The organism is Amycolatopsis kentuckyensis, from assembly GCF_041679295.1.
GTDB classification, from domain to species: Bacteria; Actinomycetota; Actinomycetes; order Mycobacteriales; family Pseudonocardiaceae; genus Amycolatopsis; species Amycolatopsis kentuckyensis_A.
In genome coordinates this window covers 159,906-176,934 of the sequence record NZ_JBGDMD010000014.1, presented here as the reverse complement: position 1 = coordinate 176,934, position 17,029 = coordinate 159,906, and the positions used below count along the sequence as shown (strand labels likewise).

The following is a 17,029-nucleotide window of genomic DNA, read 5'->3' as shown; positions in this document are numbered from 1 at the left end:
CGCGCGAATTGTGCCGATTCGGCTACTGACGTCGTAGGTCAGACGGCTGATCATGCTGTCCCGAAGTGGACAGGTCTTGACGCGACCCTTGACTGTCTGGTGAGCCGCTGCCCAAGGTTGCCCCGTTCGACCGACTGCGCGACAAGGTTGTCATTTCGGTCGCGCTGACGAGGTGAGAGGCGATGGCCATGGCGCGATTGCGCTTGAGAGCCGGTATGACCTTTTTGGCATTGGCGGTGACGGCAGCGGTGGCTCCCGCTGTCCCCGCAGCGGCAGCTCAGAACACCGATTTCGCGAAGTGGGTCAACCCCTTCGTGGGCACCCGGCCCGGCGGGGCCGACCACGGCACCGGGGGCGGTGCCGGCAACACGTTCCCGGGCGCGGTCGCGCCGTTCGGCATGGTCCAGTGGAGCCCGGACACGGTGAAATCCCAGCCGGGCGGGTACTTCTACGACGACAACGCCCTCACGGGATTCAGCCTGACCCACCTTTCGGGCGCCGGCTGTTCGACCTATGAGGACATCCCGTTCATCCCTTATGTCGGTGAAGTGACGACTTCCCCGGCGACCGACCCGGCGCACTACACGTCGAAGTTCTCGCACGCCAACGAACACGCGACCGCCGGCGCCTACGACGTCACCCTCGACAGTGGAGCGAAGGTCGAGCTGAGCGCGACCCAGCGCACCGGCTCGGCGCGGCTGACCTACCCGGCCGGCGCGTCCTCGACGCTGCTGGTCAACACCTCCGGCTCGGTCAACGGCACCGACGACGCGTCGATCACCATCGGCAAGGACACCATCAGCGGCTGGGCCACCAGCGGCCGCTTCTGCGGCGCGCAGAACAGCTACCGCGTCTACTTCTCGGCCAAGTTCGACACGCCGTTCGCGTCCATCGGCACCTGGAAGAACGGGGCCGTGACGCCGAACAAGGCCGCGGAAACCGGTGGGGCCAAAGCGAAGGTCGCGCAGCCCAACGGCGTGAACGCGTCGATCGCGCGCACCACCACCGCCAAGCAGCAGAACACCACGGTCAGCGGCCCAGGCAGCGGCGGGTACGTCACCTTCGCCAACCTCAACGGCGCCCAGGTGAACGTCCAGGTCGGACTGTCCTTTGTATCCGTCGACGGCGCGAAGGCGAACTTGAAGGCGGAGAACACCGGCAAGTCCTTCGACACCGTCGCGGCGGGCGCGCGCCAGGCGTGGAACACGCAGCTGGGCAAGATCGCCGTCACCGGCGGCTCGGACGCCGACCTGACGACGTTCTACACCTCGCTGTACCACTCGCTGATCCAGCCGAACGTCTTCTCCGACGTCAACGGGCAGTACATCGGCTTCGACGGCCGGATCCACACGGCCGACAAGGGCCACGCGATGTACACCAACTTCTCCGGCTGGGACATCTACCGCTCGGAGATCCCGCTGCTGGCGACGATCGACCCGAAGGAGACTTCGGACATCGTCCGGTCGATGATGGCCTACGCCGAGCAGGGCGGCTCGTGGGACCGCTGGACGGTCGCCAACGACTACACCGGCGTCATGAACGGCGACCCCTACCACATCATCGTCTCCAGCGCGTACGCGTTCGGCGCGCGGGACTTCGACGCCCAGAAGGCGTTGCTGCTCATGATCAAGGGCGCCACCCAGCCGACGCAGGGCTACACCGAGCGGCCGGGCCTCGACGACTACCAGAAGCTCGGGTACGTGCCGGGCGCCGGCGCGGACACCCTTGAATACACCAGCGCCGACTTCTCCATCGCCCAGTTCGCGAAGCGGCTCGGCGACAGCGCGACGTACACGACCTTCATGAAGCGCGCGCAGAACTGGCAGAACCTCTACAACCCGGGGACCGGGCACCTGCAGCCGCGCAACGCGGACGGCTCGTTCGCCGGCACCTACGACCCCGCCAGCTCGCAGGGCTGGGTCGAGGGCAACGGCGCGCAGTACGAGTGGATGGTGCCCTACGACCTCGGCGGCGTCGTGACGGCGTTCGGCGGCGACACCGCGACGCAGTCCCGATTGGACACCTTCTTCACGCAGCTGAACGCGGGCACGCAGGAGCCGTACGCCTTCATGGGCAACGAGCCGAACTCCAATGCGCCGTACGTGTATTCGTACGCGGGCGCGCCGGCCAAGACCCAGTCGATCGTGCACCGCTCGATGGACGAGCTGTACAACCCGCGTCCCGAAGGCCTGATCGGCAACGACGACCTCGGCCAGATGTCGGCGTGGTACGTCTGGTCGGCGCTCGGCATCTACCCGGAGATCCCGGGCCGCGCCGAGACGCTGCTCGTCACCCCGCGCTTCGAGCACGCCGTGCTCACGACCGGCGCGGGCAAGAAGATCACGATCAACGCGCCGGGCACCGGCGACTACGTGGGCAGCTTGAAGGTCAACGGTGGCGCGGCGGCGAAGGCGTGGCTGCCGGAGGCGCTGATCTCCAGCGGTGGCACGCTCGACTACACGCGGTCCGCCACGGCGACCTCGTGGGGCAGCGCGACGGCCGACGCCCCGCCGTCGTTCCGCGAGCAGGAGAAGCCGAGCCTGTCCTTCGTGGACCCGGCCCGCGCGGTGACGCCCGCGGGGTCGACGTCCAAGGCATCCGTGGGGGTCCAGGACCTTTCGGGCGTCGCCCGGACCTGGACCTACAGCGCGGGCAGCGTCGACGGGATCACGCTGACCCCGGCGACGGGCAGCATCGCGGTGCCCGCCGCGGGCAAGGCCCAGGCCGAGCTGACGGTCAGCGTCCCGGCGGGCCTCGCCGACGGCGCCCGCCGCATCCCGGTGACGTTCTCCGCGCCGGGAGTCGCGTCCTCGCAAGCCGTCCTGACGGTGCTGGTGGCGCAGCCGAACAGCTGGCTGGCCACGGTCAACAACGCCGGCATCTCCCCGGATTCGAACTCGGGCGCGGCCAACTTCGACGGCGGCGGCTGGAGCTACTCGGCCGACGCCCTCGCGGCGGCCGGCGCCACCCCGGGCGGCACGGTCACCAGTGACGGCATCAAGTTCACCTGGCCGTCGTTCCCGGCGGGCGACCCGGACAACGTCGTCGCCGGCGGCCAGACGGTGAACGTGACCGGTTCGGGCCGGCTCGCGCTGCTCGGCTCGGCGTCGAACGGCAACGCGTCGGGAACGCTGACGGTGACCTACACCGACGGCACGACGTCGACGGCCACGATCGGGTTCTCCGACTGGACCCTCGGCGGCGGCGGAGCACAGCCGGCCTTCGGCAACCGCATCGTGCTGTCGACGCCGTACCGCAACGCCTCGGGCGGCGACCCGCAGCAGATCCGCACGATGGTGTTCGGCACCAACCCGATCACGTTGGACGCGGGCAAGACGGTGGCCAGCGTGACGTTGCCGGCCAACGTCAGCGGCGGCGCGTTGCACGTGTTCGCGATCGGCGTCGGAGCGTAGTGATTCCCCTGTGAAAGGCCGCCCGCCTCGCGCGGGCGGCCTTTCCTGGCATCGAGAGGAAGCTCAGTGAAGAGCAAGGTCCTGGCGGGCGCGCTGACGCTCGCCGTGGTGGCGACGGGGGTGAGTCCCGTCGTGGCCGAAGCGTCCGGGGGCGACTCCCTCGACGCCGTCAACACGTTCATCGGCACGCAGGACGAAGGCAACACCTTCCCGGGCGCCTCGGCGCCCTTCGGGATGACGCAGGTCAGCCCGATCACGTCGCACTACGCCGGCTACCGCTACACCGATACCGCCATCCGCGGGTTCGGGCACTTCTTCCTGTCCGGTGCGGGCTGCTGGGAGCAGGGCGGGCTCGTCTCGACGCTGCCGACGACCGGGGAAGTGGGCCCCGGCAAGGCGTTCGACACGACGAAAGCGTCCACTTTCGACCAGAAGCTCTACGCGGCGCCGTTCACCCACGACGGCGAAGTCGGCAAACCCGGCTACTACAAGGTCCACCTGACCGGCTACGGCGGCGTCGACGTCGAGACGACCGCGGCCACGCGTGCCGGCGTCGAGCGGTACACCTTCACGAAACCCGGGGACGCGAACGTCTTCGTCAACGTCGGGCAGGCCAACGACAAGGAACCCGTCACCGGCAGCAGCATCCGGGTCGTCGACGACCGGACCGTCGAAGGAACCGTGGAGTCGCAGGCGTTCTGCGGCGGCAAGGCCTACACGACGTACTTCACGACGAAGTTCGACAAGCCGTTCAACTCCTCCGGTACGTGGTCGCCGGACGGGGGGACCCCGGGCAGCCGCGAGTCGAAGGGCGGCGCCGGCTTGCGCGGCGCGTGGCTGACGTTCGCGGGTGGCGGGCAGGTCACCGCGACCACCGCCATCTCCCAGGTGGACGCGCAGGGCGCGCGGGTCAACCTGGCGTCGGAGAAGATCCGGTCGTTCGACGCGGCCGAGGACGCCGTCCAGCGCACCTGGCGGCACGAACTGTCCACTGTGGATATCAAGGGCGGCTCGACCGACGACCGCACGGTCTTCTACACCTCGCTCTACCACGCGCTGCTGCAGCCGCTGACGGCGAACGACGCCGACGGCCGCTACTACGGCTTCGACAAGAAGATCCACCGCGCGGTCGGCTGGACCTACTACGACTTCTTCTCGCTGTGGGACACCTACCGCTCCCAGAACCAGCTCCTGGCGCTGCTGCGGCCCAGCCGCGCCAAGGACATCGCCAAGAGCATCCTCGCCATCCACGACCAGGGCGGCTGGCTGCCGCGGTGGGCGTACGCGAGCCAGGAGACGAACACGATGACCGGAGACCCGGTCACGCCGTTCCTGGTGGACCTCTGGCGGTTCGGTGCGCTGTCGGGCGAAGAGATGCACGCTTACCAGGCGCTCCTGCAGAACTCGACGCAGATCCCGCCGGCGTCCTCGCCGTTCCAGGGCCGCTCGGGCAACGCCGGCTACCAGGCGGACGGCTTCGTCCAGTACGACCCGGACTTCCCCAAGAAGGGCCAGGACACCGACCCGAACCACGGCGCGTCGGCCACCTTGGAGTACGCGCTCGGTGACTGTTCGCTGTCGGTCATGGCGGCCGCGCTCGGCAAGAAGGACGACGCCGCCGCGCTGAAGGAGAAGGGCCGGACCTACCGGACGCTGTGGGACGAAACGCAGACCGACCGCGGCTTCACCGGCTTCTTCCGGCCGAAGGTCCTCGGCGGCGCTTGGTTCTCACCCGCCGACAAGCCGTACAGCCCGCAGAGCCAGGACGGCTTCCACGAGGGCACGGCCTGGCAGTACCAGTGGCTCGTCCAGCAGGACGTGCCCGGCCTGGAGCGGCGCATGGGCGGCCCGGCGGCCATCGGCAAGCGCCTCGACGACTTCTTCGCCTACGACGAACTGGTGAAGAACCCGGCGACGGCGGTGCGCGAGAACTGGGTCGTCGGCCCGTACGACTACTACGACCAGTTCCGCTACAACCCGAACAACGAGCCCGACTTGCACTCGCCGTGGATGTACGCGCTCACCGGGCAGCCGGCGAAGACGTCGGCGGTCGTGCGGGCCGCGCACACGCTGTTCACCAACGCGCCCAACGGCGTCACCGGCAACGACGACCTCGGCACCATGTCGGCCTGGTACGTCTTCAGCGCGCTCGGGCTCTACCCGGCCGTCCCGGGGACCGGGAACTTCGTGCTGAACGCGCCGCGGTTCGAGAAGTCGGTGCTGCACCTGGAGAACGGGCGCGACGTCACGATCAAGGCACCCGGCGCGGACGGCTCGAAGCTGCAGTACGTCTCGGGCCTCGAGGTCGAGTCGCGTGCCAGTGACCGCGTGTACGTCAACGTGGACCAGTTGAAGCGCGGCGCGACGCTCGACTTCCGCCTGACCGCCGACGCCGCCGCGGCGACGTGGGGGACGTCACCCGCGTCCGCCCCGGTTTCGCCCTGCGCGGAGTAGACAACGGACCCTCACGGCCGTGGTCCAGACCACAATGGACCACGGTCGTGAGCAGGGTCACGGGCCCCGGTGTTCCCGTGAGGGCCGTCACGCCTCACACTGGTACCAACACGTCCGACAGCGCCGTTGACGTCCACAGGCAGTCCGCCTTGGACGGTGCGTCGGGCGTTTTTTGCGCAACAACCACAGTGGTGAGACCCCACAGGAGGAAGAAGTGTCCAGCAAGGCCGCTCTAGTTTTCCGCGTGGCCGCAGTCGCCGAAGCCCTGTCCTGGGCGGCGCTGCTTGTCGGGATGTTCCTCAAGTACGTCGTCCACTCCTCCGGCGAGGGCGGCGTGCCCGTCATCGGCATGGTGCACGGCGTGATCTTCGTCCTCTACGTGGTCGTCTCCCTGTCCGTGGCGAAGCCGCTCGGCTGGCGCCCGAAGACGCTGGTCCTCGCCCTGCTCGCGAGCATCCCGCCGCTGTTCACGTGGCTGTTCGAGAAGTGGGCGCTGCGCAACGGCAAGCTCGACGGCCCGCAGCGGCTGACCCACGGCGGTGTCGGCCTGTTCCAGGTCAAGGAACCCGTCGCCGCCTGATCCCAGTGCATGAGAAAGGCCCGCGCTCGCCGAGCGCGGGCCTTTCCGCGTTATTCGGTGAAGTCCCCGGCGGCGCGGCGGACCTTCGTCAGCAGGTCGGTGAGCTGCTCGGTCTGCCGGTCGGTCAGCCCGCTGAGGCCGAAGTCGATCTCGGTGACCGCGGCCGTCGCCGACTCCCGGCGCTTGCGGCCTTCGTCGGTGATCTCGACGAGCGTCGTGCGCCGGTCCGTCGGGTGCGGGACGCGCTTGACGAGACCGTCGCGCTCCAGCCGGTCGACTATGTTGGTGACACTGGTGGGGTGCAGCTGGAGCCGTTCGCCCATCACCCGCATCGGCAGGCTGGCGCTGCGGGCGAAGGTGAGCAGCACCAGTGCTTCGTACCGGGCGAAGGTCAGGCCGTGCGGCTTGAGCGCGCCGTCCACCGCGGACTGGATGATCTGCTGGACGCGCATCACGCCGGTGACCGCGGCCATGGTGCCGGACGGCCCGATCCGGGCTTCCCAGAGCTGTGCCGCGCGGGCGATCGGGTCGAACGGCAGCGGACGGTTCATGACACGCGAAGTTACCAGCGGGTACCGGCGGGTGTCGCACGACCGGCGGAAAGAACACCGAAGAAGGGACTTCCGAGCATGATCGTCGCGTTCAGCGTGAGCCCGTCCGGGGGAGAGCCCGACGGCGGGGTGAGCGAGGCCGTCGCGAAGGCGGTCAAGGTGGTCCGGGAATCGGGCCTGCCCAACTCGACCAACGCGATGTTCACGAACATCGAAGGCGAGTGGGACGAGGTGATGGACGTCGTCAAGCGCGCGGTGGAGGCGGCGGGCGAAGGCTCGGCGCGGGTCGGCCTGGTGTTGAAAGCGGACATCCGCCCCGGCTTCGAAGGCCAGCTCCAGGCCAAGGTGGACCGGATCGAAGCCCACCTGCGCGAGGCGTGACTACGGGAGTGGCGGGGTGAAGGCGACCGTCCAGCGGCCGTCTTCGCTCGTCACCGTCAGCGGGTAGCTGAACGGCTTCCCGTCGCCGAGCGCGCCGGTGACCGTCGCGCGGGCCGGGGCCGCCGCGTCCGGGCCCAGCTCCACGCGCACGTCGTGGACGCCGTGGTCGGCCAGCACCGCGACGTAGTCCTTCGCGAAGTCGTCGCCGCCCGAGCCGGGGTAGTCGAGGAGCTCGCCGAACGCGTCCGGGTCGTGGGTGCCGAGCGCCGCGGCGAGCTTGTCGCGCAGTTCGGCGGGCGAGGCGGCACCCGGGTCCGGCTCGTGGACGATGAGCAGCGTCACCGCGCCGATCCAGGCGACGGCGGCCGCGATCGACAGGCCCACCTTCACGTCACGCCGGATGTGCACCCGGCCGAGCCTGCCCCAGCGGCGCCGTCCTGCCAAGCGGACCGGCCGGGGCACCCGGTGAAACACTCCGGCGCGCGTGCCAGGATGGAAGCGTGACACAGCCACGCGGATCTGCAGCGAAGTCAGCGGCCCTGTCCGCCGCCCTCTCCGGCGCGGTCGACCTGTCCGCGCTCAAGGCCCGCGCCGAATCGGCGCAGAGGCAGCCGGCCCCGTCGGCCGGCCCGCCCGGTGCGGACGGCCCGCCGAAGCCGGCGTCGGGCGGCGCCGTGATCGATGTCACCGAGGCCACCTTCCAGGCCGAGGTCGTGGAGCGCTCCCTGCGCCAGCTGGTGGTCGTCGACCTGTGGGCCGAGTGGTGCGGCCCGTGCAAGCAGCTGTCCCCGGTGCTGGAGCGGATGGCCGGCGAGTCCGGCGGCGCGTGGGTCGTCGCGAAGGTCGACGTCGACGCGAACCCGCGCATCGCGCAGCTGTTCGGCGCGCAGTCCATCCCGACGATCGTCGCCATCGCCGGCGGCCAGCCCGTCGACGCCTTCTCCGGCGCGCTGCCCGAGCCCGAGATCCGCAAGTGGATCAACTCCCTGCTCGACGCGCTGCGCGACAAGCTGCCGGCGATCGCCGAGGCCGAGGCCAACGGCGCCGGTCCGATCGAGGAGCCCGAGGACCCGCGCTTCACCGAGGCGGAGGAGGCCTTCGAGCGCGGCGACTTCGCCGGGGCGCAGGCCGCGTACGAGCGCATCCTCGACGTCGAACCGGCCAACGAGCTGGCGAAGAACGCGCTGGCCCAGGTCAAGTTCACCGCCCGCGCGGAGAACGCGGACCCGGACGCCCGCGCGAAGGCCGACGCCGACCCGTCCGACCTGGCGGCCCAGCTCGACGCGGCCGACCTGGAGATCGCCTCCAACGACGTCGAGGCGGGCTTCAAGCGCCTGGTCGACGCGGTCCGCCGCACGGCGGGCGACGACCGCAACAAGGTCCGTGAGCACCTGGTGGCGCTGTTCGACCTCTTCGACCCGGCCGACGACCGCGTCATGAAGGCCCGCCGCGACCTGGCGAGCGCCCTCTTCTAGACCGCACGGGAAAGGCCCCCACCGCGGTGGGGGCCTTTCCCGTGTTCAGGCGTGGCTGCGCGCGAAGATGACGGCTCCCGGGACGTCCTCGTCGGGCCCCATGACCAGTTCGGCCTCGATCGTGAAGCCCGCGGCACGCAGCCAGCCCGCGATCCGGTCCGGCGGGCGGTGGTGACTGTCCACGTCGACCGGGCGACCCGTGTAGCCCTCGGACGTGTGCTGCGTCCCGTCACCGACGTGAAAGCCGACCAGCAGCGGACCGCCTGGCCGCAACACCCGGCGGAACTGCTCGAACACGCCGGGCACGGCGTGGTCGGGCACGTGGATGACGGACCAGAACGCGAGCACGCCGGCGACCGAACCGTCCGCCAGGTCGAGGTCGGTCATCGACCCGACCTCGAAGCGCAGGCCGGGGTGGTCGCGCCGCGCGATGGCGACCATCTCGGGCGAGAGGTCGATGCCGAAGGCGTCCACGCCGAGCTCTTGGAGGTGCGCGGTGACGTAGCCCGGCCCGCAGCCGACATCGGCGACCGGCCCACCGCCGGCGCCGTGCACCGACTCCGCGAACAACGCCAGGCTCGCGCGCAGGTAAGGCCGCTCATCGAGCAGCCCGCGCACCTTCTCGAGGTATCCGGGGGCGTCGGTGTCGTACGAGGAGCGCGTATCCGACAGCCACTTGTCAGCCATGGGCGACCTCAGGCGTACTGCTTGGAGCAGACCGACGAACCTTCGAGGTAGCCCCGCCGCAGGGACTCGACGCGGTCGAAACCGCTGTCCGGGCGTTTCCCGTTGACGTCCGCCGAGATCAGGCTCTCCGGCTGCAGCAGGTCCGCGATGGCCTCGTCGAGGTCACCCGCCGACAGCCGCAGGTCGCCCGGCCGGTTCGTGAACGCCGCCCACGCGCCGACCAGGCACGCCGTCCGCAGGCCCGCGTTCGCGTTGTCGATCGACGCGCCGACGCCCTTCTGGATGCCCAGCGCGTACCGCGACGCGACCTCCGAGAACGCCGCGAAGTCACCCATGCCGCCCGGGTCCTCGCCCTTCATCTCGGCCTCGCGGTCGATCGGCTGGGCCAGCTGCGAGAGCTTCGAGAGGTCGATGGCCACCGTGTTGTCGTTCGGGCAGTACGACGCCGGCGGCGTGGTCTGGCAGCTGCCGCCGTCGGCGATCTCCGGCGCGGCCACGCCGGCGCCCTTGAAGGCCTCGTCGAGGCTCTTCTTCAGCAGCTGGACGGCCTGGTCGTTGAACTTCGCGTCACCCTTGCCGGTGTCGCCCTTGTCGAACGGGCGCTCGGTGAGCCGGGCCTTGACGTTCTCGGTGTTCATCGCCGCGCACTCCTTCGGGCCCTTCTCGAACCCGGTCTGGAACGCGAAGGTGCGGTCGAACGCCGTGCCGTGCGCGCCGCGGTCGGCGCCGCTGGTGCCCGCCTGGTCGCGGATCAGGAACATCGCCGCCATCACCTGGTTCAGGCCTTCGGACGTCGACACCTGGTAGTACTTGCTCTTGTTCTCCGCGACCCACCGGAAGTACCCGCCGGCGAAGCAGTCGGCCTGCTGCTCCTTAACGACGGTCGGGGTGCTCTTGGTCATGTTGGCCTTGTCGCCGAGCCGGTACTGGACGGCGTGGCCGAACTCGTGCGCCAGCACGACGACCACGGACATCGGCCCGAACCGCTGGCGCAGCATCGGCAGCAGGACACCGCGGTCCCACGCCACCGAGTCGTCGACCGAGCAGTAGAACGCGTTCACGAGCTTCTTCACACTGCCGCAGCCGGTCTTCTCGGTGTCGGTCTGCGAGTCGTAGGACAGCAGCGACTTCACCGGCTCGAACTGCTCCCCGAAGTCGGCGGGCAGGCGCTCGTTCCAGTACGTCTGGACGTCGTCGATCGCGGCGGTGGCGAGCTTGTCGTCTTCCCCGCCGTCGGCGTTCTTGACGTCGATGGCCGGCGTGGGCGCGTCCGGCTTGAGGCCGCTCTCGAAGTGGGTCACCGGCAGCCCGGCGACCGATCCCGCACCGGTGTCCTTGCCCGGGTCGCCGCTCGCGCCGCCGCTCTTGGTGTTGCACCCGCTCACGGCCACCGCCGCGACGGCCAGCAACGCCACCAGCGTGCGCCGTCCTCCCCCTGGGATCATTCGTTCACTCGCTCTCGTGCCCCGGTACCCGACGGGCAGGACCATACCCAGGGCATACGCGGAGCGTGCACGTTATCCCCGAACTCCTCCTGCGCAGGTCGGGCCTCGGCCCGATATCGTCGCTTCCCATGCGTGCAGTCCGCCGGTTCACCGTTCGCGCCAGCCTCCCGGAGTCCCTGTCCGGCCTGGGCGCGCTGGCCACCAACCTGCGCTGGACGTGGCACCCGCCGACGCGCGACCTGTTCGCGTCGATGGACGCCGAGCTGTTCAACGCCGTGCGCGACCCGCTGCGGATGCTCACGGCGCTGCCGCCGGCCCGGCTCGACGAGCTCGCCGTCGACGACGACTTCCTCGCCCGGGCCCGCGAAGCGGCCGAGGACCTCGACAAGTACCTCTCCGAGCCGCGCTGGTACCAGCAGCGCGACGACGCCGACCTGCCGCCCGCCGTCGCCTACTTCTCCATGGAGTTCGGCGTCACCGAAGCCCTGCCGAACTACTCCGGCGGCCTCGGCGTGCTGGCCGGCGACCACCTCAAGGCCGCGTCCGACCTGGGCGTGCCGATGGTCGGCGTCGGGCTGCTCTACCGCAACGGCTACTTCCGGCAGTCGCTGTCGCTCGACGGCTGGCAGGTCGAGCACTACCCGGTGATCGACCCGAACGCGTTCCCCCTGGAGCTGCTGACCGCGGGCGGGCGGCCGGTGCTGATCGGCGTCGCGATGCCGGGCGGGCGCGAGCTGTGCGCGCAGATCTGGCAGGCCCGCGTCGGCCGGGTGCCGCTGCTGCTGCTCGACACCGACACCGAGGCCAACGACGAAGACCTGCGCGGCGTCACCGACCGGCTCTACGGCGGCGACGCCGACCACCGGCTGCGGCAGGAGATCCTGGCGGGCATCGGCGGGTTCCGCGCGGTCCGCAAGTACTGCGAGCTGACCGGCCACCCGCAGCCCATGGTGTTTCACACGAACGAGGGACACGCGGGCTTCCTCGGGCTGGAGCGCGCCCGCGAGATCGTCCAGGCCGACGGGCTCGCGTTCGACGAGGCCATGCCCGCCGTCCGCGCCGGGACGCTGTTCACCACGCACACGCCGGTCAGCGCGGGCATCGACCGGTTCCCGGTGGACCTGGTGCAGCGCTACTTCGCCGACGGCAGGCTCGTCCCGGACATCGACCCGCGCCGCGTGCTCGCGCTCGGCGCGGAGGACAACCCCGGGCTGTTCAACATGGCGCACATGGGCCTGCGGCTGGCGCAGCGCGCGAACGGCGTCTCGCAGCTGCACGGGCGCGTCACGCGCAAGATGTTCTCGCGGCTGTGGCCCGGGTTCGACCACGACGAGGTGCCGATCTCGTCGGTGACCAACGGCGTCCACGGCCCGACGTGGGTGGCACGCGAGCTGAGCACGCTGCTCGGGCGCGAGTGGGGGCTCGACGTCGGCGAAGGGCCGATGCGCGACGGCGTTTCCGACACCCAGCTGTGGGGGTTGCGCCGCGACCTGCGCGAGAAGCTGGTGCACGAGGTCCGGCGCCGGGTGCGGGCGGCGTGGCTGCAGCGCGGCGCGTCCCCGCTGGAGCTGGGCTGGGTGGACTCGGTGTTCGACCCGGACGTGCTGACGGTCGGGTTCGCCCGCCGCGTCCCGACGTACAAGCGGCTGACGCTGATGCTGCGCGACCCCGAGCGGCTGCGCACGCTGCTGCTGCACGAGGACCGGCCGATCCAGGTGGTCGTCGCGGGCAAGTCGCACCCGGCCGACGAGAACGGCAAGCAGCTGATCCAGCAGATCGTCCGGTTCGTCGACGGCGCGGACGTGCGGCACCGGATCGTCTTCCTGCCCGACTACGACATGTCGATGGCGCGGTACCTGTACCGCGGCTGCGACGTCTGGCTGAACAACCCGGTGCGGCCCCTGGAGGCGTGCGGCACGTCCGGGATGAAGTCGGCGCTCAACGGCGGCTTGAACCTCTCCATCCGCGACGGCTGGTGGGACGAGTGCTACGACGGCAGCAACGGCTGGGCGATCCCGACCGCGGACGGCGTCACCGACCCGCTGCGCCGCGACGACCTCGAGGCGGCGGCGCTGTACGAACTGCTCGGCCAGCAGATCGCGCCGCTGTTCTACGACCGCTCGGCCGACGGCGTGCCCACCGGGTGGCTGTCGATGGTGTGGCACACGCTGGAGACGCTCGGGCCGCGCGTCCAGGCGTCCCGGATGGTCCGGGAGTACGTCGACAACGGCTACCTGCCGGCGTCCCGCATGGTGGCGGCGGCGACGGGCGACGGCTACCGCGGCGCGCTGTCGCTGGCGGACTACCGCACCAAGCTGGAGGTGTCGTGGCCGCGGCTGCGCATCTTCGACTCGGAGCTGCTGATCGAGGCGGCCGAGCCGCTGGTCGTCGGCACCGAGGTGACGATCCGGGCGCGCATCGACCTGGCCGGCCTCGATCCGTCCGAAGTGGACATCCAGGCGGTGGTCGGCCGCGTCGGCGACGACGACGAGCTGCGCGACGCGGTGACGGTCCCGATGACGGCGGACGGCATCGGCGCCTTCGCGGCCCGGCTGAAGCTGCCGAGGCCGGGGTCGATCGGGTATACGGTCCGGGTGCTGCCGAAGCACGGGTTGCTGGCCGCGCCGGCCGAACTGGCGCGCGTGGTGCTGGCCTGACCTGGAGTTACTCCAGCCGGAAATCGCTGCGCACCCCGGCGTGAGCGGCGTTAGGTTGGACGCATGCGCTTCGGAATCTTCGTCCCGCAGGGCTGGCGGCTCGACCTCGCCGGCATCGACCCCGCGGACCACTGGAAGACCATGCTCGGCCTCGCGAAGCACGCGGAAGCCGGGCCCTTCGAATCGATCTGGGTCTACGACCACTTCCACACCGTGCCCGTCCCGACCGAAGAGGCCACGCACGAGGCTTGGTCGCTGATCTCGGCGTTCGCCGCCGCGACGGAGACCGTGCGGCTCGGGCAGATGTGCACGTGCATGGGCTACCGCAACCCGGCCTACCTCGCGAAGGTCGCCGCCACCGCGGACACGATCTCCGGCGGCCGCGTCGAGATGGGCATCGGCGCCGGCTGGTACGAGCACGAGTGGCGGGCCTACGGCTACGGCTTCCCCAGCGCCGGCGAGCGCCTCGGGCAGCTCGACGAGGGCGTGCAGATCATGCGCGACCTCTGGACGACCGGGACGTCCACACTGGACGGCAAGCACTATCAGACGGATGGTGCCATCCTGCGTCCGCTGCCGCCGCAGGAAGGCGGCATCCCGCTGTGGATCGCCGGCGGCGGCGAGAAGAAGACGCTCAAGATCGCCGCGAAGTACGCGAAGTACACGAACTTCGCCGGCGACCCCGAGACGTTCACCCGCAAGTCGGAGATCCTCGCGCAGCACTGCAAGGACGTCGGGACCGACTTCGACGCGATCGTCCGCTCGGTCAACCACAACATTGTCCTGGGCGAGACCGAGAAGGACGTCCAAGACAAGCTGGCCTGGCTGAAGTCCCACCTCGACAAGTACGCGCCGGCGGACGCGGCGGAGCGGTGGCACGGCGTGTTCGTGAACAGCCCCACCACCGGCACGCCCGAGCAGGTCACCGAAAAGCTCGCCGCGCTGGGCGAGCTCGGCATGTCCTACGCGATCTTCAACTTCCCGGAAGCCGCGTACGACCGCTCCGGCATCGACCTGTTCACGGAGAAGGTCGCGCCCGCGCTGGCCTGACAACCGCCGCGAATGACTCATTCGGGACGTGCGAGGTCCCGAATGAGTCATTCGCGACCTTGGTGGACTCGCCGCTGCCAGAGCCGTTGCGCTGCCGACAACTCCCCGCCAGGTGACGTGAATGACTCATTCATGTCGCCAGGCGACATGAATGAGTCATTCACTACATCCGGACCGGACCGGCCGGCCGAAACTGTCGGTGCTCCCCAGTAGCGTGGAAAACGGGGCTGCTAAGGCACCGCCGGGCTGCCGCCGGTCTGCACGGGCAGGCCGGCGGCAGCCCACGCGCGGAAGCCACCTTCGAGGTCGGTCGCGTGCGGCAGGCCCAGCCGCTGCAGGTCAGCCGCCGCCAGGCTCGACGAGTACCCCTCGTTGCACAACACGACCACGGTCGAATCGGCTGTCACTCCCGGCAGCCGCCACTCGCTGTCCGGCGCCAGCCGCCACTCCAGGTGGATCCGCTCCACGACCACCGCGCCCGGGATCTCACCCTCGGCCTGGCGGTTCGAAAACGGCCGGATGTCGACGAGCAGCGCACCCTCTTCCTGCAGCTCGCGGGCCCGCGCGGGGCCCACGCGGGCCAACCCGGACCGCGCGGCGGACAGGAAGGAATCGATGGCGCTCATCCGTGGACGATAGCGGGCAGCGGCGGGATTTCGGCCGGGACGTCGGCGAGCGTCGCGTACTCGCGCGTCGGGACCAGCGGCGGCGAGTACGCGTGGACGCTCGCCGCGGGCGCGTCGCCGATGCCGGTCACCTGGTGGGCGCGGCCGGCGCCGAAGCCGATGCCTTCGCCGGCGACGTGCGTGCGCCGCCGGATCGGGCCGCCGGGGTAGCGGTACTCCTCGCCGAGCTCGCCCTGCAGGACGGTGAACGAGCCGGACGCGCCGCCGTGGTCGTGCGGCTTGGTCTGCTGGCCGGGCAGCCACGACAGCAGCCACAGCTCGACGCCGTCGGTCAGGGCCAGCCGGGCCCACCAGCGGCCGTCCTCGTCGAACCGCAGGATGTCCTTGACGCTCGACGTCAGCTCGGTGGTGACGGTGGCCGTCAGGTCCGCCAGCTCGCGCGGTGTCCACAGCAGCCGTGCCGGGTGCAGCAGCTCGGGCAGCAGCGGGTCGGTCAGCTGCGGGTGGATTTCGACGGCGGGACGGACGATGGAAGTGGTCAACGCGGGTGCTCCTCGGACGCGAAGGTGATCAGGACGCGAGGCAGCGCGGCACCGCAGAGAAGATCAGCGAAGCCGCGCCCGCGTACACCCGGCCGAAGCGACGAGGAGCAGGTCGATCGCGCGACGGCGCCAGAACGAGCCCCGGGTGACCGGGGTGGCGTGCACGTCGGCTGACATGAACGCGATCCTGCCACACCGGAGTGGCGCGCGGCACTTCCGGCGTGCGGCGTTCCACTTCGTGGACGCGCTCCGACCAGCCGGTTCGCCGTCTCACCCGGGCGGGTGCGCACGCGCGCGCGACGGAAGACAGAATGGGCCTCGTGAGCGAGCCGATCCAGCCCAGCGAACTTGACGACCTCGTGGTCCGGATGGCCGGTGTCGGCGTCCGCCGGGGGACCAACGACCTCCTCGCCGGCCTCGACTGGACCGTGGAACTGGACGAGCGCTGGGTGGTGCTCGGGCCCAACGGGGCGGGCAAGACCACTCTGCTGCGCCTCGCCGCGGCCGAGCTGCACCCGACCACCGGCGAGGTCGACCTGCTCGGCGACCGGATCGGGCGGGTCAACATCTTCGACCTGCGCCCGCGCATCGGCTTCACGTCGGCGGCGATCGCCCAGCGCGTCCCGGGTGACGAGCTCGTCAAGGACGTCGTGGTCAGCGCCGGCTACGCGGTGCTCGGGCGCTGGCGTGAGGAATACGACACCCTCGACACCGCCCGCGCGACCGAGCTGCTCGACGCGATGGGCATCGGGCACCTGGCCGAGCGCACCTTCGGCACGCTGTCCGAGGGCGAGCGCAAGCGCGCGCTGATCGCCCGGTCGCTGATGACCGACCCGGAGCTGCTGCTGCTCGACGAGCCGGCCGCGGGCCTCGACCTGGGCGGCCGCGAGGACTTGGTCGCGCGGCTGTCCGACCTGGCGATGGACCCGGACGCGCCGGCCCTGGTGCTGGTCACCCACCACGTCGAGGAGATCCCGCCGGGGTTCACCCACGCGCTGCTCCTGCGCGACGGCCACGCGGTGGTCTCCGGGCTGGTCGACGACGTCATCACCAGCGAAAACCTCTCGAAGACGTTCGACCAGGACCTCGTGCTGGAGCGCTCCGGGGATCGCTTCTTCGCCCGCCGTCGCTAAGGTGTGGCTTACCGGCGGGTAGCCTGCTGGCACTT

Annotated in this window: 14 protein-coding genes; 8 read left to right on the top strand and 6 right to left on the bottom strand. The window is 70.5% G+C overall.

The window, feature by feature from the left end:
- Window positions 1-215 precede the first annotated feature (215 nt).
- The 3 genes from ACERZO_RS43970 (at window position 216) to ACERZO_RS43960 (ending at window position 6,447) form a co-directional block, all read left to right on the top strand.
- Complete coding sequence (locus tag ACERZO_RS43970) at window positions 216-3,413, top strand: GH92 family glycosyl hydrolase (protein ID WP_372671925.1); 3,198 nt, start codon at window positions 216-218, stop codon at window positions 3,411-3,413.
- A gap of 66 nt (window positions 3,414-3,479) precedes the next feature.
- Window positions 3,480-5,867: a GH92 family glycosyl hydrolase gene (locus ACERZO_RS43965; RefSeq protein ID WP_372671924.1), complete on the top strand. Its 2,388-nt coding sequence runs from the start codon at window positions 3,480-3,482 to the stop codon at window positions 5,865-5,867.
- Between the two features lie 214 nt (window positions 5,868-6,081).
- Window positions 6,082-6,447, top strand: a complete 366-nt coding sequence (locus ACERZO_RS43960) for a DUF3817 domain-containing protein (protein WP_372671923.1) — start codon at window positions 6,082-6,084, stop codon at window positions 6,445-6,447.
- Between the two features lie 50 nt (window positions 6,448-6,497).
- On the opposite strand, the gene ACERZO_RS43955 is transcribed toward ACERZO_RS43960, so the two are convergent.
- Window positions 6,498-6,998 (bottom strand): MarR family winged helix-turn-helix transcriptional regulator, encoded by a 501-nt coding sequence (locus ACERZO_RS43955; RefSeq protein ID WP_372671922.1) that lies wholly within the window; start codon window positions 6,996-6,998, stop codon window positions 6,498-6,500.
- A gap of 78 nt (window positions 6,999-7,076) precedes the next feature.
- Between ACERZO_RS43955 and ACERZO_RS43950 the strand changes: the two genes are divergently transcribed.
- On the top strand, window positions 7,077-7,379 hold the full coding sequence (locus ACERZO_RS43950) for a thiamine-binding protein (RefSeq protein ID WP_372671921.1): 303 nt from the start codon (window positions 7,077-7,079) through the stop codon (window positions 7,377-7,379).
- Here the strand turns inward: ACERZO_RS43950 and ACERZO_RS43945 are convergent, their stop codons facing one another.
- Window positions 7,380-7,787: a hypothetical protein gene (locus ACERZO_RS43945; protein ID WP_372671920.1), complete on the bottom strand. Its 408-nt coding sequence runs from the start codon at window positions 7,785-7,787 to the stop codon at window positions 7,380-7,382.
- Window positions 7,788-7,879: 92 nt separating this feature from the next.
- On the opposite strand from ACERZO_RS43945, the gene ACERZO_RS43940 reads away from it, so the two are divergent.
- Entirely contained in the window at window positions 7,880-8,854 is a 975-nt protein-coding gene (locus ACERZO_RS43940) for a tetratricopeptide repeat protein (protein ID WP_372671919.1), read from the top strand.
- A gap of 45 nt (window positions 8,855-8,899) precedes the next feature.
- Here the strand turns inward: ACERZO_RS43940 and ACERZO_RS43935 are convergent, their stop codons facing one another.
- Together ACERZO_RS43935 and ACERZO_RS43930 are read right to left on the bottom strand one after the other, a co-directional pair.
- On the bottom strand, window positions 8,900-9,541 hold the full coding sequence (locus ACERZO_RS43935) for a class I SAM-dependent methyltransferase (protein ID WP_372671918.1): 642 nt from the start codon (window positions 9,539-9,541) through the stop codon (window positions 8,900-8,902).
- 8 nt (window positions 9,542-9,549) lie between these two features.
- Complete coding sequence (locus ACERZO_RS43930; RefSeq protein ID WP_372671917.1) at window positions 9,550-10,986, bottom strand: neutral zinc metallopeptidase; 1,437 nt, start codon at window positions 10,984-10,986, stop codon at window positions 9,550-9,552.
- Window positions 10,987-11,114: 128 nt separating this feature from the next.
- Here ACERZO_RS43930 and glgP point away from each other — a divergent pair, with 128 nt between their 5' ends.
- The gene (gene glgP, locus ACERZO_RS43925; protein WP_372671916.1) at window positions 11,115-13,643 is read left to right on the top strand and encodes an alpha-glucan family phosphorylase; all 2,529 of its coding nucleotides are present in this window, start codon (window positions 11,115-11,117) and stop codon (window positions 13,641-13,643) included.
- A gap of 63 nt (window positions 13,644-13,706) precedes the next feature.
- Window positions 13,707-14,693: an LLM class F420-dependent oxidoreductase gene (locus ACERZO_RS43920; protein WP_372671915.1), complete on the top strand. Its 987-nt coding sequence runs from the start codon at window positions 13,707-13,709 to the stop codon at window positions 14,691-14,693.
- A 230-nt stretch (window positions 14,694-14,923) separates the two neighbouring features.
- Here the strand turns inward: ACERZO_RS43920 and ACERZO_RS43915 are convergent, their stop codons facing one another.
- Window positions 14,924-15,319, bottom strand: coding sequence for a rhodanese-like domain-containing protein (locus ACERZO_RS43915; protein ID WP_372671914.1), 396 nt, complete (start codon window positions 15,317-15,319; stop codon window positions 14,924-14,926).
- Window positions 15,316-15,861, bottom strand: coding sequence for a cysteine dioxygenase (locus ACERZO_RS43910; protein WP_372671913.1), 546 nt, complete (start codon window positions 15,859-15,861; stop codon window positions 15,316-15,318). The genes ACERZO_RS43915 and ACERZO_RS43910 overlap by 4 nt, the downstream gene beginning before the upstream one ends.
- 311 nt (window positions 15,862-16,172) lie before the next feature.
- Between ACERZO_RS43910 and ACERZO_RS43905 the strand changes: the two genes are divergently transcribed.
- Window positions 16,173-16,994 carry an ABC transporter ATP-binding protein gene (locus ACERZO_RS43905; RefSeq protein ID WP_372671912.1) on the top strand — a complete coding sequence of 274 codons (822 nt, stop codon included), beginning with the start codon at window positions 16,173-16,175 and terminating at the stop codon, window positions 16,992-16,994.
- Window positions 16,995-17,029 lie beyond the last annotated feature (35 nt).